Below are 16527 nucleotides of genomic sequence, written 5' to 3' on the forward strand. Positions count from 1 at the left end.
GAAGACGCTCGAATTGTGAATCCGATAGCCAAAAGTGATGAGTGCTCATCAGAACCTCCTTGTTCATGGAAGGTCTGAATCAGATTTGCAGCGCCAAGGGAACCCAGTTTATGGGTCCTGAGCCTAGATAACTTCATTCTCTTTTAGACATACATTTTCTCTTCAGTTTCGTGCGTAACAACGCGCATTTGCTGTCAGGTTTTTAATGTCATGGTGACATTCTAGCGATTGCCGGTGAGAAAAGATCACCCTAGCCTGCTTACCGACGAGAACCATTGGTAAGGGAGATGGCCATGCAAATCGCGGTGCTGACATTTGATGGCTTCAATGAATTGGATTCATTCATCGCGGCTGGCATATTGAACCGGATGCGACCACAGGGGTGGAAAGCTTTTATCACCTGCCCTTCAGAAACCGTCACCTCGATGAATGGCGTCACTATTCAAGCGGAAAAGCCGCTGGAATTTGCTGCACAGGCCGATGCGGTCCTGATCGGCAGCGGCATGAAAACCCGCGACATCGCAAAAGACGCCGCCCTGTTGGCGCAAATCCAGCTGGACCCGACCCGTCAGTTGATTGGCGCACAATGCTCGGGAACGCTGCTGTTATCGAAATTAGGATTGTTGGGGGGCCGGCCCGCTTGCACCGACCTGACCACCAAGCCTTGGGTGATCGAGGCCGGCGTAGAGGTTCTGGATCAACCTTTCTATGCCGATGGTAACATCGCGACAGCGGGGGGATGCCTGGCATCCCAGTATCTGGCGACCTGGATTCTGATGCGGGGCGCTGGAACCGACGCTGCGAAAGCGGCGATCCACTATGTCGCGCCCGTTGGACAGAAAGAAGACTATGTGGCGCGCGCCATCACAGCGGTCCAGCCTTTCCTGCCTGTTCAACAGGCTGCCGCTACTCATTGAAGACTTTCTGGGCGGTGCGGAAACATTCCAGGGCCTGGGGAACGCCGCAATAAATGCCAACAACATGAATGATGGCCCGGATTTCTTCCTTTGAGACACCATTGGTGATCGCGCCCCGGCAATGGATTTCCCATTCGTGCATTTTGCCAAGCGCCCCGATCATCGCCAGGTTCATCATAGAACGGGTCTTGGCGTCGATCACCTCATCACCCCAGCCAAAGCCCCAGCACCAGGCGGTCATCGCCTCCTGAAACGGGCGGGTAAAATCATCTGCGGCGGCCAGGTTCTTATCAACATAATCCGCCCCCAGCGTCGCGCGACGTTTTTCCAGTCCCTTTTTGAACAGGTCTTCATCCATGGTCTTTCCTCCTTACCGTACTTCCGCCAACAGATCGTCAGCGCCCTGGACCAACAGTTTTAAATCCATCCCGCAGGCAACAAACAGGAAGCCCCAGTCGATATAGCGCTTCGCATCTACCGCAGTCGTCGCCAGAATACCAGGGGCCTTGCCAGCGGCGCGGATTTTTTGTGCGGCTTGTTTTATGACCTCCTGCACCTCTGGATGACCGGGATTGCCCAGATATCCCATAGAAGCGGACAGATCCGCAGGCCCGATAAACACACCATCCACACCCTCGACCGAAGCGATCTCTGATATCTGCCCCATTGCCTCCATGGTTTCGACCTGAACCAGGATACAGATTTGATCATTGGCATTCTGGGCATAGTTCTGAATGCGACCATACGCACTGGCGCGATGCATCCCGCCGACACCGCGAATACCGTGCGGGGGATAGCGACAGGCACGCACCGCGCTCTGCGCCTCTTCAGGTGTTTGGACAAAGGGCAGCAACACAGATTGCGCACCGATATCCAAAACCCGCTTGATCATCACAGGGTCATTCCAAGCGGGCCGCACCACAGACGTTGCCGTACCCGCTGCAGCGGCCTGCAGCAAGGGTTGCTGATCGGCAATTTCAGACGGGGCGTGTTCACCATCAAATAATATCCAGTCAAAACCGGACCGGGATAGTATTTCAGCGACAATCGGGCTGCACAGGCTGCTCCACAAGCCACGCTGCAATTGTCCTGCCGCAAGGGCTGCCTTAAACTTATTTTTCTGAATGTCCATTGTCTTTCCTCCCCGATCTCAGCCCCAGCATCCCTGTCAGGCCGTTACAAAAGTTGTGCCGCTAACGCCATTGATCCAGGCTTGGACCCTGCGTAGAGTTATTCGCAGCGGCGATAAACGTCGCATCGGGACACAATGATGCCTGTAATAGAAGATCGCACGCTAATTTGTTCACATAGCGTGAACATATTGGCCAAAACAAGCAGCCAAATCGGGAGAGAGAGTCATGCCTGACCTAGGAACACGCACATCGATTTATCAACCGGAACAACCCGGTCGTATTTTTCCGGAAGAACCTAAATTCAACTCCCCCGAAGAATTGCGTATGGATCGCAAGAAACGGCTTGTCGCTGCCTGTCATGCCTTTGCCGAACACGGGCTGGATTATGGGTTTGCCGGTCATCTGACCGTGCGCGACCCGGAACACCCGGAGCTTTATTGGACAAATCCAATGGCGGTCCATTTTGCCCAGGTATCCATGTCCAACCTGATCCTGGTCGATCATGACGGAATGGTTATCGAAGGTGATTATGCGGTCAACCGGGCGGGCTTTGTCCTGCATGCTGCGATCCATGCCGCCCATCCCGATATTCTGGCAATGTGCCATGCCCATTCAATCTATGGCACTGCCTTCGCGGCCCTGGGTCGCCCGCTGGAGCCGATCACACAGGATGCCTGTGCCTTTTTTGAAGACCACGCGGTGGTTCTGGAAGAGGCCGGACAGGTGGCCGTCGAGGCCGATGCCGGGGCCAATTTTGCCAAGGCCTTTACCGGTGTGAAGGCCGCGATCCACCAGAATCATGGCCTGCTGACCGCCAGCCGCCACAGCATCGATTCCGCCGCCTTCTGGTTCATCGCACTAGAGCGGTGCTGCCAACAGCAATTGCTGATCGAAGCGACCGGCCATAAGCCCATTCATATCCCGGAAGACCGCGCCCGCTATAGCCGCGAACATGTCGGCAGTGAATATATCGGCTGGCTGCACTTCCAACCCCTTTACGAAAACATCCTGGCCACGAAACCGGAAATGTTCAACTGACCCGGCAGGCCATTGCTTAAGGAGACATAAATGCGTGGCGGCGTTATTGGTGTGGCCCAAATGGGCCCGATTGCTAAAAGTGAATCCCGCCCGCAGGTGGTCAAGCGACTGATCGAAATGCTGAAAGAGGCGAAGGGGCGCAATTGCCGCTTCCTCGTCTTTCCGGAACTGGCGCTGACAACCTTTTTCCCCCGCTGGGTCTATCAATTGGGCGACCCGGAACTGGAAGCCTTTTTTGAAGCGGAAATGCCCGGCCCGGAAACAAAACCCCTGTTTGAAACGGCCGCGGAATTGGGGATCGGATTCTATCTGGGCTATGCAGAGAAGACCAAGGGAAAGCACTATAACACAGCCATCCTGACCGATGGGACCGGTAAGATCATTGGCAAGTATCGCAAGGTTCATCTGCCGGGCCATGTTGAGCCGGACCCCAGCCGCAAAGGGGAGCATCTGGAAAAGCGCTATTTTGATATCGGCAATCTGGGCTTCCCGGTCTATGAGGCCCTGGAGGGGCGCGTTGGCATGGCGATCTGTAATGACCGTCGCTGGCCGGAAACCTATCGCGTCATGGGCCTGCAAGGGGCCGAGTTAATTACTCTTGGCTATAACACCCCGGTCGGATTGGGGGAGCCGTTTCAGGCTGAGGCCCTGGCTAATTTCCACAATTCCCTGACCATGCAGGCCGGGGCCTATCACAATGCCTGCTGGGTTGCCGCTGCTGCGAAATGTGGCAATGAAGAAGGCTTTGAGATGATTGGCCAGAGCATGATCATTGCCCCGACTGGCGAGGTTGTAGCGCAATGTTCCAGCCTGGAAGATGAGGTGATCAGCGCCCGCTGTGACTTCGACCAGGCACAATATTTCAAGCGGGAGATTTTCAATTTCGCCCGCCATCGCCGCCCGGAAGCCTATGGATTGATTACAGAGCGGGTCGGGGCCGGCGACCCTTTGCCACCCATCGAAAGTTTCTAAGGGGATATCATGCCACGCACAGTTTACATCAACGGCAGCTATTGCGCGCCGGAAGACGCCACGGTGTCCATCTTTGATCGGGGCCTGTTGTTTGCCGATGCGATCTATGAAGTCGCTGGGGTCATCAATGGCAAGCTGCTGGATTTCGCGTCCCATATGCAGCGGCTGGATCGGTCCCTGGATGAAATGCGGATGCCTGCCCCCCTGACCCATGACGATATTCTGGGCGTAATGCGCGAATTGGTGAAACGTGATCAGGTGGAGGAAGGCCTCGTCTATATGCAGATCAGCCGAGGCTCCACCGGGGATAGGGATTTCCTGCCACCGGAAGGCATGAAACCCACGGTTTTCATGTTTGCGCAGCACAAGAGCGACGTCACCCGCCAGGAATTCCAGGACGGCATCAAAATGATCAGCGCGCCTGATATCCGCTGGGGCCGCCGCGATATCAAAACCGTTGGCCTGATGGGCAGCGTCTTTGCAAAATGGACAGCAAAAGAAGCGGGCGGTGCGGAGGTCCTGATGCATCAGGATGGCTATGTAACCGAAGGCGGCGCGACCAGCTTCTATATTATCAAGGACAACACCATCATCACCCGCCCCCTATCGAACGACATTCTGCATGGCTGTACCCGCAAGGCACTGCTGAAAATCCTGGAAGACGGGGATATCGGACTGGATGAGCGGCTGTACACACTCGACGAGGCACATAGTGCCGATGAAGCCTTTATCACTGGGGCTTCCACCTTTGTCTGCCCGGTGGTGCAGATTGATGAGGCGGTTCTGGGCACCGGCAAACCCGGCCCGGTCACGCGCCGCCTGCAAGACATCTATATGGATTTCATCCACAAGGACGCGATCTAAGAACAAGGTGTCTTTCACTAGTGTGGTGCGCGGTTATTTGGGATCGACCAGGACGCTGTTTGCGGTGCTCCGGTTAGGAGCGTTTCGCGAACCGATGCGGGGCATCGCAAGCGGAAGGCGACGCGGCCCGGAGCGCCGCAAACAGCGCCTTTGGTCCCTTTATCGGCCCGTCGGACGGCGTCGAGAGCGTTTGACCATGAACCACATCGCCTGCACGCTCTCTTCTAGCCGACAGGCCGATAAAGAGATCCTGGTGATTCCAAATAATCGCGCACCACACTAATGTCTTGAGAATGATAATTTACACCGCTTTTCTTATGGATTGCGATTGCGGAACTGTCAGTGTGTCGTCTGTTTTCTCTAACGCTCTCAACCGTCACCATATGAGGGTTCCTTGGCCTCACATTCCTCCGATTACGATTACATTATCATCGGGGCTGGATCAGCTGGATGCGTCCTGGCAGACCGCCTGTCAGCAGATGGTCGCTATACTGTCTGCCTGTTGGAAGCGGGGGGTACAGACCGGCGATTTTGGGTCACCGTCCCTCTGGGCTATGGCAAGCTGTTCTATAACAAGGCCGTAAATTGGTGCTACACGACCGAACCCAGCAAAGGCCTGGGTGGGCGTCCTGATTTCTGGCCGCGCGGGAAATTACTGGGCGGGTCCAGTTCGATCAACGCCATGGTCTATATCCGCGGCCAACAGCAGGATTTCGATGGTTGGGCAGAGGCTGGCAATCCCGGTTGGGATTGGGACAGTGTGTTGCCCATCTTCAAGGAAATGGAAACCTATGATGGGGGGTCCAATCACTTTCGCGGGGACAAGGGGCCTTTGCATGTATCCCGCGCCGATCGGGATGCCCATCCATTATGCGCCGCCTATTTCGAGGCCGGTCAGGCGTTGGGCCTGCCCCTGAATGAGGACTTTAACGGACCCAGCCAGGAAGGCGTCGGCTTCTATCAGGTAACGACCCGAAAAGGCCGCCGCCATTCCTCAGCAAAGGCCTTCCTGCGTCCCGCCATGGGTCGCAAGAATTTGACCGTACTGACCGGGGCTCAGGCGAAACGCATCCTGTTTGACGGCAAACGAGCGACCGGCGTGGTGTTTCAACAGGGTGGGCAGGAAAAGACCCTGCATGCCGGGCGGGAAGTTATTGTTTCCGCCGGGGCGATCAACTCCCCCCAATTGCTGCAATTGTCTGGTGTCGGGCCAGCGGATTTGTTGCGCAAGCATGGCATAGACCCCGTGCTGGACCAGCCGCAGGTCGGGGCAAATCTGCAGGATCATCAGGGACTGAACATCACCTTTAAGGCCCGCATCCCGACCTTGAACACAATCCTGCGGCCCTGGTGGGGTAAGCTATGGGTTGGCATGCGCTATCTGCTGACGCGGTCTGGCCCGTTGAGCCGAAGCATCAATCAGGCGGGGGGATTCTTTCGCACTAATCCCAGCCGCAACCGCCCGAATATGCAACTGTATCTGCAGGCCTTCTCGACGCTTCAGCCCCGGCTGGGGGAGCGGCCATTACTGACGCCAGATCCGTTTCCAGGGTTTTCGCTGGGCCTGTCAAACTGTCATCCGCGCAGCCGGGGATATCTGGAAATCACGTCCAATGATCCCTTTGCCCCGCCGCGCATTGTCGCCAATCCCTTCGAGGATGAGGAAGACATGCAGGAAATGCTGCAAGGCGTGAAATTCGTGCGTCAACTGGCCCAACATCCCGCCCTGGCCGCCCTGATTGAGGATGAAATTGTCCCCGGCCCACAGTGCCAAAGCGATGAGGACCTGATCGAAGATATCCGCCAGCGCGGCGGCACGGTCTTCCATCCCAGCGGCACCTGTCGCATGGGTCCCGACCCCGCCGCCGCCGTTGTGGATTCGCGGCTGCGAGTCCATGGATTGCAGGGATTGCGGGTCATCGACCTGTCCATCTATCCGACAATCATTTCCGGCAATACAAATGCGTCTGCGATGATGATCGGCGCAAAAGGAGCGTCAATGATTCTGGAAGACGCACAAGGATAACGTCCGGGACGATCAGTCTTGAACCAGTGAACAGAAGGGATGGAATTCTCCGGTCAGTCCCTTTGGTGCTATTTTCCGGATATCGCTGACGATCCCAATACTGGCGCGGGCGTCTTTCAAGGTGAAGCCATTCCCAGCAAAGACTTCTTCATAGCTTCTGGTATGCAGATCCACGAAGCCTTCTGAAAATTCAATCTCTTTGCCTTCAAGGGTCAGGGATCTGTGGGTGGTTCGTCCCGCTGCCTTGGCAGTATCCGGTAGGTATTTGGAATTGATCGACAGGAACCAACGGACCCGCGCCCGTTCAAATTCCAGATAGCCTGCCGCGACATCGCCTGAATGGATATGCACGTCATTCTTCGTCACATCGCCAAACACCCAGGCCAGCATGTCAAAGAAATGAACGCCAATATTGGCCGCAATGCCGCCTGATTTATTGTCCTGACCCTTCCAGGAGGTAAAGTACCAATGCCCACGCGACGTGATGTAGCTGAGATCGACATCAAAGATCTGATCTTTTGGGGCCGCCGCAATTTGTGCTTTCAACGCCTGAATCTGCGGGTGCAGGCGCAGTTGTAAGATACAATTGGCCGTGCTGTTAAACTCACTTTCAATATCGATCAGCGCTTCCAGGTTCCAGGGGTTCAGCACAACCGGCTTTTCACAGATCGCATTCGCCCCATTGCGCAGCGCGAATCGAATATGGGCGTCATGCAGATAGTTGGGCGAGCAGATTGAGACATATTCAATACGCTTACCGTTGCGGCGCAGCTTGTCAAAGCCCCGGTCGAACCGCTCAAACTCGACGAAGAAATCTGCATTCGGGAAATAGGAATCGATGACGCCAACACTGTCATTGGGATCCAGGGCGATCAACAAATTGTTCCCCGTCTCCTTGATCGCGCGCATATGGCGGGGCGCGACATAACCAGCCGCCCCAATCAACGCAAAATTCTTAGCCTCGGAACTCATTTAGGCCTACCCTTCCACAAAATACTGACAATACCCAACCCTGCCACAATAGAGAGGAGCATCACATATCCTCTCTAACCGGTCATGAGCATCGATACGAGAAAATCCGTTGTCTGTGCCTGCCCCTGTTTTCATACAAGGGTCAGTCACTCCTATATCAAATCCTGAACCGGTAGCTCAAACCCTAAGCGTCGAGCGTAAACCAGCTTTGGCAAGATATCACGGTAAGAGAGGTCGTCTTAAAAATTCCGGTTGGCACTGCCGCCGTCGATTGTGACGATTGTGCCGCTGATATAGCGGGCGCGGTCAGAGGCCAGGAAAGTGACAAGATCTGCCACTTCTTCAGGCTTTGCCATGCGCCCGAAAGGCAGGTTCATGTCGGCCAGGATCTCCGCCCCCCGATCGGGCGTGCCAAACCGGGTCTGGCTGTAGGATCGCACCATGGTTTCCGCCCGTTCTGTGGCGGTGACACCGGGATTTACGCCTAGAACGCGCACCCCAAAATCGGGTGACTTTGCGCCCAATGCCTTGGTCATGGCCATCAGGGCCGCATTGCCGCTGCTGCCCATGATGTAATTCGGATTCACGCGCTCGCCAGAATTGCCGATCACATTGACGATGACGCCCGATCCCCGACGTTGCAGAGCGGTCAAATACAAACGACACAGATTGATATAGCCATAAACCTTCAGGTCCCAGGCGCGTCGCCATTGATCCTCATCCGCCGCGTCTAATGACCCCGCCGGTATCGCCCCGGCATTGTTCACCAGGACGTCGATTTCCTCGTGGGTTTCATGCAGTTTATCCTGATCGGCAGATTGGGACAGATCCCCGCTGAATACAGTGACAGAACAGGAAAATCGCCGCAGCAATTCAGCCTTAAGGGTGTTCAATGCCACCCCATCCCGTGCCACCAGGATCAGATCACAGCCTTCCTGAGCCAAAGCCACAGCAATGGCACGACCGATCCCTTTGCTGGCCCCCGTGATCAAGGCCGTCTTACCCGCCAGGTTAAGATCCATCTCCGTCCCCTAATGCAGTCAGCCTTAAGACGCGGTGCAATCCAGCACGACCATCTTTTCGATCTGGGTCGCCATGAATGTCTTCATCGCGACATGATTGGGGTCGATCTGATAGGCATCATGATGGGCTTCGCTTTCAAACCGCGCCAGAATGGCATAATCGTACCCTTGGGATCGGGTCGCCTTGTTCGTCGCATAATCATAAGACAGCACGCCGGCGCAGGCCTCTTGTATGGCCTGGCAATACTCCTGAACCTTTTCATGAAAGGCCGCATCCGCACCGTCGCGATATTTCATCATAACGACGTGATAAAAGACTGACATAGGAATTCCCACCTCTAGAGACTGTTAATTGAAGCCAATGCGTTTCCGGATGCGACCCAATAGACCCACAATGCCATCCCGGAAGACCAGGACACACAGAACAAACACCACCCCCTGGATGATGAAGACCCAGGATCCAAACGGTGCCAGATAGTTCTGTAACGCGACATAAGTGAACGCGCCAACCACGGGTCCCATAGCCGTCCCAATGCCACCCAAAAGGGTCATCAGCACCACCTCTCCCGAGGCATGCCAATGCACATCCGACAGGGATGCGATCTGAAACACGATGGCCTTCAATGCCCCGGCCAGTCCTGACAGGCCCGCGGATAGGGTAAAGGCCAGCAATTTGTAATTATCAACCTGATACCCCAATGACACCGCCCGGGGTTCATTATCGCGAATGGCGCGCAGCACTTCCCCAAAGGGGGAGGATACAATCCGCTGCATCATGAAGAAACAGACCAGGAAAATCGCCAGCACGACATAGTACAGAACCAGGCTGTCCGACAGATCAAACAGGCCGAACAGGACACCGCGCGGAATGGCCTGCAAACCATCCTCTCCACCGGTCTGGGGTGCCTGCAAGGCAACGAAATAGACCACCTGTGACAAGGCCAGGGTTATCATTGCGAAATAGATGCCTTGGCGTCGAATGGCCAGCCAGCCGACAATCGTGCCCAGAAAAGCCGAAGACAGGGTGGCGATCACTAAGGCCAGTTCAATGGGCAGGCCCCAGACCTTCAACGCATGCCCCACGATATAAGCCGCCGCCCCGAAAAAGGCCGCATGACCAAAAGATAGCAGCCCCACATAGCCAATCAGCAGATTGAAGGCCATGGCGAACAGGGCAAAGCACAACCCCTTCATCAGGAAGGTCGGGTACAGCACTGCAGGTGCCAGACAGGCCAGCAGGATCAAAGCGCCTGTAAACACTGTCCGCTGCATCGTGCCACGACGTGGATTTGCCGCCGGGCTGGAGAGATTGACCTGGTTCATTGCTTCCTCCCAAACAGTCCAGCGGGCCGGATCAGCAGAATGGCCGCCATGAATATAAAGATCACCAGTTGCGAGGCCGGCGGGTAGAAGACCTTGGTCAGTCCCTCTACAACCCCGAGCGCAAAGCCGCTGACGATGGCGCCCATGATCGACCCCATGCCGCCAATCACCACGACGGCAAAGACAACAATGATCAGATTGGACCCCATCAAAGGATTGACCTGATAGATCGGGGCCGCCAACACACCGGCAAAGGCCGCCAATCCAACCCCCAGGGCATAGATCAGCGTGATCAGTCTGGGCACATTGATGCCAAAGGCCTTGGTCAAAGCCGGGTTTTCCGTCGCCGCCCGCAATGTGGAGCCAAGCTTCGTGCGCTCAATCACATACCAGACCAGGAAACAGACCACGAAGGAAACAACCACGACCCAACCGCGATAGATCGGCAGATACATGAATCCCAGATTAACCCCACCCGATAACGTCTCTGGCAGGTTATAGGGAATACCCGATACGCCATAGCCTTGACGGAAGCCACCTTCGATGATCAGCGCCATACCATAGGTCAATAACAGGCCATACAGATGATCCTGTCGATAGATCTGCGATACAAGTGTCTTTTCCAGGAATATGCCAATCAAGGCGATGATGCCCGGCGCGAACAGCAACGCCCCCCAATAGCCAATCCCCAGATGTTCCAGCAACAGCCAGGCGACAAACGCCCCAGCAGTATAGACAGCCCCATGGGCAAAGTTGATGATGTTCAGCAATCCGAAGATCAGTGCCAAACCCAAGCTGAGGATCGCATAGAATCCCCCATTGATCAGACCGATAAGAACTTGCCCCAGCAAGGCCTGGATCGGCACACCGAAAATATCCATATCCACGCCCCCCCTTAAATGCCCAGATATTCGTGCAATCGACCGCTTTCACGTCCGATATCGGAATTGGCTATCTGATCGATCACCTGTCCATGTTCGACGACGTAATGACGATCAGCCACGGTCGCGGCGAACCGGAAATTCTGTTCAACCAGCAGGATCGTATAGCCACGGGATTTCAGCGTTTTCAAAACCCGCCCGATGGCCTGAACAATGACGGGGGCCAAACCTTCCGTCGGCTCATCCAGCAACAGCAAGCGGCAGCCCGTGCGCAGAATGCGGGCGATGGCCAGCATTTGCTGCTCCCCACCAGACAGGTTGCCACCGCCGCTGTTCAACCGTTCCGCGATATTGGGGAACAGCTCAAATATCTCGTCAACGGTCATACCACCCGGTGCGATCACTGGCGGCAACATCAGGTTTTCCCGGACGGTCAGCGATTTGTATATCCCGCGTTCTTCCGGGCAATAGGCTATACCCATGGGACTGATCATATGGGCAGGAACAGACAAAGCGGATTTGCCATTGATTTCAACCATGCCCGTGCGCGTTTCAACAATCCCCATGATCGATCGCAACGTCGTCGTCTTGCCCGCGCCATTGCGCCCCAGCAATGTCACAACCTCGCCTTCGTTCACATCGAATGTCATGCCATGCAGAATGTGGGATTCCCCATACCAGGCTTGCAGATTCTCAACCTTCAGCACGGCCGATTTGTTGGAGGATGTATCACTCATAGTCACCTCCCAGATAGGCTTCCACGACGCGCTTATCGGTGGAGACGCTGGCATAGTTGCCTTCCGCCAGAATTTCACCCCGTTGCAGGACCGTGATCGTGTCAGACAGATCCGCCACGACGGACAGGTTGTGTTCCACCATAATGACCGTGCGGTCGGCCTTAAGGGCATGAATCAGCTTGCTGATACCGGCGATATCTTCCTGACCCAGGCCCGCCATTGGTTCATCCAACAGCACCAGTTCAGGATCCAGGGCCAAAGTCGTCGCCAATTCCAGCGCACGCTTTCGGCCATAGGCAAGATCGGCCGCCCGGATATCGCGAAATTCCGTCAGGCCAACGGCTTCCATCAACTCAGTGGCCCGTGCATCGGTCGATTTCAAACTGTCCAGATGCCGCCAGAACTTATACGACAAACCCAAAGGTCGCGCTAAGGCGACACGCAAATTTTCAAACACCGTCAGGCCAGAGAACACCGCCGAAATCTGAAAAGACCGAACCAGCCCCTGCCGCGCAACCTGCACGGGGGTCTTATTGGTAATCTCTTTGCCCTTGAAAAAGATCTGCCCGCTGGTTGGTGGCATAAATTTGGTTAGAAGATTGAAAACTGTGGTCTTGCCTGCGCCATTGGGGCCAATCAGGGCATGGACCGTGTTGGAGCGAACCTTTAGGGCAACATCCTTGACTGCCGTAAAGCCACCAAAGGCCTTCACAAGGCCTTGTGTTTCTAAGATATAATCTGACATGACGGCCTCAGAACTTCGCCAGAAGGCCGCCGTCGATTGTCAGCACCTCCCCATTTACAAAGTCGCCAGCCTGGCTGGTCAGATAGATCACAGCCGGGCCAAGCTCTTCAGCCTTGCCCCAGCGTCCCAGCGGCACGTCGCGTTTGATGTAATCCTGAAACTCTTCATTGGATTGCAGCGCCGTGGTAAATTCCGTCTGCATGAAGCCTGGTGCCAGGGCGTTGACTGTAATCCCCTGACCCGCATATTCCACCGCCAGCGCCCGGGTCATTGATGCCAAGCCACCCTTCACCGTCGCATACAGAGAGATGGCGCCACGCGATGCACGGCTGGCAACGGACGACATCATGACGACGCGGCCAAAGCCATTCTTCTGCATTGATGGCAATGCCGCCCGCAACACATGGAACGCCCCGTTGATATGGACATCAAACAATGAGTCCCATTCGTCGCGGGTATAGTCATGAAAAGGTTTGCGATTCTGATTGCCGGCATTGCTGACAATGATGTCCAAATGGCCGTGCTTTTCGATAATCGCCTTTACGCCTGCATCCGCAGCCGCCTCATCAGAGACGCTGAACACGGCAGGTTCCGCTGAAAATCCTTGATTACGAAGCGCGGCAACGGCTTCGTCTGCGGCTTGCGCGCCAACATCGTTGATCACAACATGAGCACCTGCTTTGGCAAGCGCCTCAGATATGGCAAAGCCCAATCCCCGTGCAGCGCCGGTCACAAGAGCAACACGCCCTTCCAACCCGAATGTACGGCGCAAATATTCTGCGTCGATCATAATCTGGCGTTCCTTCCTATATAGCGGCGGGCATTCATGCCCATCCATCTTGGCAATTCGTTAAGTCATTTGCCTTAATCTCACTATATAAGATTTTTATGAATTATTGCAATATGAATTTTGAATGGGTTTATAGAAAGAAATCAAATATTAATGCGTTCCCGCCGCCAATCGGCGGGGGGATCGCGACGCCTGATTTCCGCCATTCGTGACAGACATCACCAGATCCAAACGCTCTGATATCTCCGCCGCTGCGACTTTTACCGCAGCCCGCAATTCTTCAATACGGGTGTCTTTCAAGCCCGCGCGCGACACGATGAAAGACAGGCTGCCTGTGACATCCCCCTGACCCAGGAAAATCGGCGCACCAATTCCCACCAAAGTGTTATCGATTTGTCCAAAAGACACACAACTTCCATCCCGCCGCATTGCCTTCAGGTTGCCACGAAACTCTTCCCACGTTTCGCCCAGGCCAGAATCCGCAATCTCCTTTGCGTGATTCAACAGCAGGTTCTTTTGCTGATAGGTTGGCAGATAGGCTAGGATCATCCGGGCGGTCGCACCGCGAAACAGCGGCATCGGGCGGCCGCGTTCATAGCTGGACTGGACCTTCGCATCGATCCATTCCTGATGAACGCACATCACCTTTTCACCATAGAAACTGCACAGCATCAGATTGGCCTGATACTCATCACAAACACGCGACATAACATCACGCGCCGCCGCCAATAGCGGATCACACAGCCGTATTTGCCGATCCAGTTCAATGATGCGCGCGCCCAGAACATAGGCCCCGCCAGCCGCTGGTGCCAACAGACCCGCATCCACCAGCGCCTTAACATAGCGATAGGTGGTGGCGCGGGATCCACCCATTTCTGCTTGCAGGGCGTCAACGGTCCAGGCCGGGGTTTCCGTCGTGAAGTAATCGAGAATTCCCAACATGCGATCAGCGCTGCTGCCCCGCCGCGCTGCCGTATCGTCCATCTTAGTCGCCAAAATGATAATTCCTTAAGAAGCCATTCAAAAACATCTGCCCTAACCGCAGGGCCCAATCATTCGAATTTTGCATCATAGAGTATTATTTAGCTGAACCGACACTTCTGTCCACTTAATGCAGGAAATATCCACCATTCACATCCAGTGTGACACCCGTCATATAGCATGAAAGGTCGCTGGCCAGAAACAGGCATGCTTTGGCAATGTCATCGGGACTTGCGAACCGTCCCAGGGGAATTTGATCCAACAGCATTTTTTCCCAATCCGGCCCGAATTTGCCGCGGGTCATGCTGGTATCGACTATTCCAGGCGCCAGGGCATTGACGCGTATCTTTGCCGGGCCCAATTCCCGCGCGGCCCCTTTGACCAACCCCAGAATTCCGGCCTTTGATGCAGCATAATGGCTGCTGCCCAACAAGCCACCGCCGCGCATTCCCGCCATGGAGGATATGGCCACAAAACTGGCGTTTCTACCCTCTGTCATAGCAGGGATTGCGGCTTGCAGAAGATTGAAAGTTCCCCCCAGATTGACATCAATCATGCGATGCCAATCGGCGTCGGTAATGTCACTCAGGCGGGTTGCATTCACGATCCCTGCGCTGTTGACCACGCAGTCCAGGCCGCCCAACAGGGCAACAGCTTGGGCAACCGCAGTCCGAACCGCGCCTTGGTCAGAGACATCACAGGCAATTGCACCCAAGGCCCCCATCTCTGTCGCTGAGGACTGGACGGCGTCCTGATCCATGTCAATCAGAACAACCTGTGCACCATTTGAAAGAAAAAGTTGAGCGACCGCCCAACCGATGCCGTCCTTTCGGGCGGCACCGGTGACGATCGCTCTAGTCTGAGGCAAGAGGGTCATGAAGAAAGTAAACCCTTACTTCTTGACCAACGGGCACTCGCTTTCAGCCAAGGGACGGAAAGCTTGCTCACCCGGAATGGTGCGCACGACGTTATAATAATCCCAATCGCGCTTGGAGTCGGATTTGTTCTTCACGCTGTAGAGATACATATCGCGGATCACGCGGCCATCTTCACGGATATAGGCATCCTTGGTGAAGAAGTCGTTGATCTTCGTGCCTTTCATTTTCTCCAGAACCGGGCCACTGGCATCGGTACCGGCAGCCTTGACGGCCTTCAGGTAATGCATAACAGCCGCATAATCGCTGGCATGCAGCATGGTCGGCATCACACCGGTACGCTTGTAGAACCGTTCAGACCAGGCACGGGTTTCGTCCGTCTGATCCCAATAGAAGGCTTCCACCAGGTTCACGCCTGCGGCCAGATCCAGGCCCAAGGAATGCACATCGGTCAGGAAGAACAACAGGGCCGCCAATTTCTGACCAGATTGGGTAATCCCGAATTCATTGGCCTGTTTGATCGAGTTCACGGTGTCGGCACTGCCATTGGCAAGACCGATAACCTGTGCGCCCGAAGCCTGAGCCTGCAAGAGGTAAGAAGCAAAATCAGCGGTGTTCAGCGGATGCTTCACTTCACCAACGATGGTGCCACCATTGTTTTCCACGACCTGTCCGGCATCTGCCCGCAGCGCATGGCCAAACGCATAGTCACTGACCAGGAAGAACCAGCTCTTGTCACCATTTTCCAGCATGGCCGTGGCAACACCGCGCGCCAGGGCATAGGTGTCATAGGTCCAGTGAATACCATTCGGAGAGCATTTCGCCCCCGTGAGAGCCGATGAGCCAGCACTGGTGAAAATCGCAATCTTGTCCAGATCACGAGTCAAATCGTTCACACCAATAGCAATTGCCGAATTCGGCACATCGATGATCAGATCAACGCCTTCACTTTCATACCATTTGCGAGCGATATCCAGGCCGATATCAACCTTGTTCTGGTGATCGGCAGAGACAACTTCAATCTTCTTGCCAAGAACCGTACCACCGAAATCTTCGACCGCCATTTCCGCAGCGATCACGCCATTGGGACCAGACAGATCGGCGAAGCTGCCGGACTGGTCATTCAACACGCCGATTTTAATGACGTCATCAGACACTTGCGCCTGAGCGCTTCCAACAAAAAGGGCCGTAACAAGGCCTGCATATAGGGCTAGTTTACGCATAGTTTCCTCCCATCTTTTTTGATTTGGG

General features: G+C 55.1%; 18 protein-coding genes. 5 read left to right on the forward strand and 13 right to left on the reverse strand.

Features of this window, described 5'->3' with window-relative positions:
- Positions 1 to 293 precede the first annotated feature (293 nt).
- A complete protein-coding gene (locus ACOSDM_RS13105) occupies positions 294 to 917 on the forward strand; it encodes a DJ-1/PfpI family protein (protein ID WP_420724991.1) in 624 nt (207 codons plus the stop codon).
- Here the strand turns inward: ACOSDM_RS13105 and ACOSDM_RS13110 are convergent.
- On the reverse strand, positions 907 to 1275 hold the full coding sequence (locus tag ACOSDM_RS13110) for a carboxymuconolactone decarboxylase family protein (RefSeq protein ID WP_420724992.1): 369 nt from the start codon (positions 1273 to 1275) through the stop codon (positions 907 to 909). The genes ACOSDM_RS13105 and ACOSDM_RS13110 overlap by 11 nt on opposite strands.
- A 12-nt stretch (positions 1276 to 1287) precedes the next feature.
- Positions 1288 to 2049, reverse strand: coding sequence for an HpcH/HpaI aldolase family protein (locus ACOSDM_RS13115; protein ID WP_420724993.1), 762 nt, complete (start codon positions 2047 to 2049; stop codon positions 1288 to 1290).
- Between the two features lie 226 nt (positions 2050 to 2275).
- Here ACOSDM_RS13115 and ACOSDM_RS13120 point away from each other — a divergent pair, with 226 nt between their 5' ends.
- The 4 genes from ACOSDM_RS13120 (at position 2276) to ACOSDM_RS13135 (ending at position 6950) form a co-directional block, all read left to right on the forward strand.
- Positions 2276 to 3088 (forward strand): class II aldolase/adducin family protein, encoded by an 813-nt coding sequence (locus ACOSDM_RS13120; RefSeq protein ID WP_420724994.1) that lies wholly within the window; start codon positions 2276 to 2278, stop codon positions 3086 to 3088.
- Between the two features lie 30 nt (positions 3089 to 3118).
- Positions 3119 to 4060, forward strand: a complete 942-nt coding sequence (locus ACOSDM_RS13125; protein WP_420724995.1) for an N-carbamoyl-D-amino-acid hydrolase — start codon at positions 3119 to 3121, stop codon at positions 4058 to 4060.
- A 9-nt stretch (positions 4061 to 4069) separates the two neighbouring features.
- Positions 4070 to 4924 carry a D-amino-acid transaminase gene (locus ACOSDM_RS13130; RefSeq protein ID WP_420724996.1) on the forward strand — a complete coding sequence of 285 codons (855 nt, stop codon included), beginning with the start codon at positions 4070 to 4072 and terminating at the stop codon, positions 4922 to 4924.
- Between the two features lie 394 nt (positions 4925 to 5318).
- Positions 5319 to 6950 carry a GMC family oxidoreductase gene (locus ACOSDM_RS13135; RefSeq protein WP_420724997.1) on the forward strand — a complete coding sequence of 544 codons (1632 nt, stop codon included), beginning with the start codon at positions 5319 to 5321 and terminating at the stop codon, positions 6948 to 6950.
- A gap of 12 nt (positions 6951 to 6962) precedes the next feature.
- Here the strand turns inward: ACOSDM_RS13135 and ACOSDM_RS13140 are convergent, their stop codons facing one another.
- From ACOSDM_RS13140 to ACOSDM_RS13190, 11 genes are all read right to left on the reverse strand, one after another.
- Positions 6963 to 7922 (reverse strand): Gfo/Idh/MocA family protein, encoded by a 960-nt coding sequence (locus ACOSDM_RS13140; RefSeq protein WP_420724998.1) that lies wholly within the window; start codon positions 7920 to 7922, stop codon positions 6963 to 6965.
- 239 nt (positions 7923 to 8161) lie between these two features.
- The gene (locus ACOSDM_RS13145) at positions 8162 to 8944 is read right to left on the reverse strand and encodes a short-chain dehydrogenase/reductase (RefSeq protein WP_420724999.1); all 783 of its coding nucleotides are present in this window, start codon (positions 8942 to 8944) and stop codon (positions 8162 to 8164) included.
- A gap of 24 nt (positions 8945 to 8968) precedes the next feature.
- On the reverse strand, positions 8969 to 9268 hold the full coding sequence (locus tag ACOSDM_RS13150) for a Dabb family protein (RefSeq protein WP_420725000.1): 300 nt from the start codon (positions 9266 to 9268) through the stop codon (positions 8969 to 8971).
- Between the two features lie 24 nt (positions 9269 to 9292).
- Positions 9293 to 10216 carry a branched-chain amino acid ABC transporter permease gene (locus tag ACOSDM_RS13155; RefSeq protein WP_420725251.1) on the reverse strand — a complete coding sequence of 308 codons (924 nt, stop codon included), beginning with the start codon at positions 10214 to 10216 and terminating at the stop codon, positions 9293 to 9295.
- A gap of 47 nt (positions 10217 to 10263) precedes the next feature.
- Positions 10264 to 11148, reverse strand: a complete 885-nt coding sequence (locus tag ACOSDM_RS13160; RefSeq protein WP_420725001.1) for a branched-chain amino acid ABC transporter permease — start codon at positions 11146 to 11148, stop codon at positions 10264 to 10266.
- 14 nt (positions 11149 to 11162) lie between these two features.
- A complete protein-coding gene (locus ACOSDM_RS13165; protein ID WP_420725002.1) occupies positions 11163 to 11885 on the reverse strand; it encodes an ABC transporter ATP-binding protein in 723 nt (240 codons plus the stop codon).
- Entirely contained in the window at positions 11878 to 12630 is a 753-nt protein-coding gene (locus ACOSDM_RS13170; RefSeq protein ID WP_420725003.1) for an ABC transporter ATP-binding protein, read from the reverse strand. Before ACOSDM_RS13170 ends, ACOSDM_RS13165 begins: the two co-directional genes overlap by 8 nt.
- A 7-nt stretch (positions 12631 to 12637) precedes the next feature.
- Entirely contained in the window at positions 12638 to 13420 is a 783-nt protein-coding gene (locus ACOSDM_RS13175; RefSeq protein ID WP_420725004.1) for an SDR family NAD(P)-dependent oxidoreductase, read from the reverse strand.
- 150 nt (positions 13421 to 13570) lie between these two features.
- A complete protein-coding gene (locus ACOSDM_RS13180; RefSeq protein ID WP_420725005.1) occupies positions 13571 to 14416 on the reverse strand; it encodes an IclR family transcriptional regulator in 846 nt (281 codons plus the stop codon).
- A gap of 112 nt (positions 14417 to 14528) precedes the next feature.
- Entirely contained in the window at positions 14529 to 15278 is a 750-nt protein-coding gene (locus ACOSDM_RS13185) for an SDR family NAD(P)-dependent oxidoreductase (RefSeq protein WP_420725006.1), read from the reverse strand.
- A gap of 15 nt (positions 15279 to 15293) precedes the next feature.
- The gene (locus ACOSDM_RS13190) at positions 15294 to 16499 is read right to left on the reverse strand and encodes an ABC transporter substrate-binding protein (protein ID WP_420725007.1); all 1206 of its coding nucleotides are present in this window, start codon (positions 16497 to 16499) and stop codon (positions 15294 to 15296) included.
- Positions 16500 to 16527: the final 28 nt, after the last annotated feature.

Origin of the sequence: Hwanghaeella sp. LZ110 (genome assembly GCF_048892525.1) — a bacterium.
Lineage (GTDB): Bacteria > Pseudomonadota > Alphaproteobacteria > UBA8366 > Aestuariispiraceae > Pacificispira.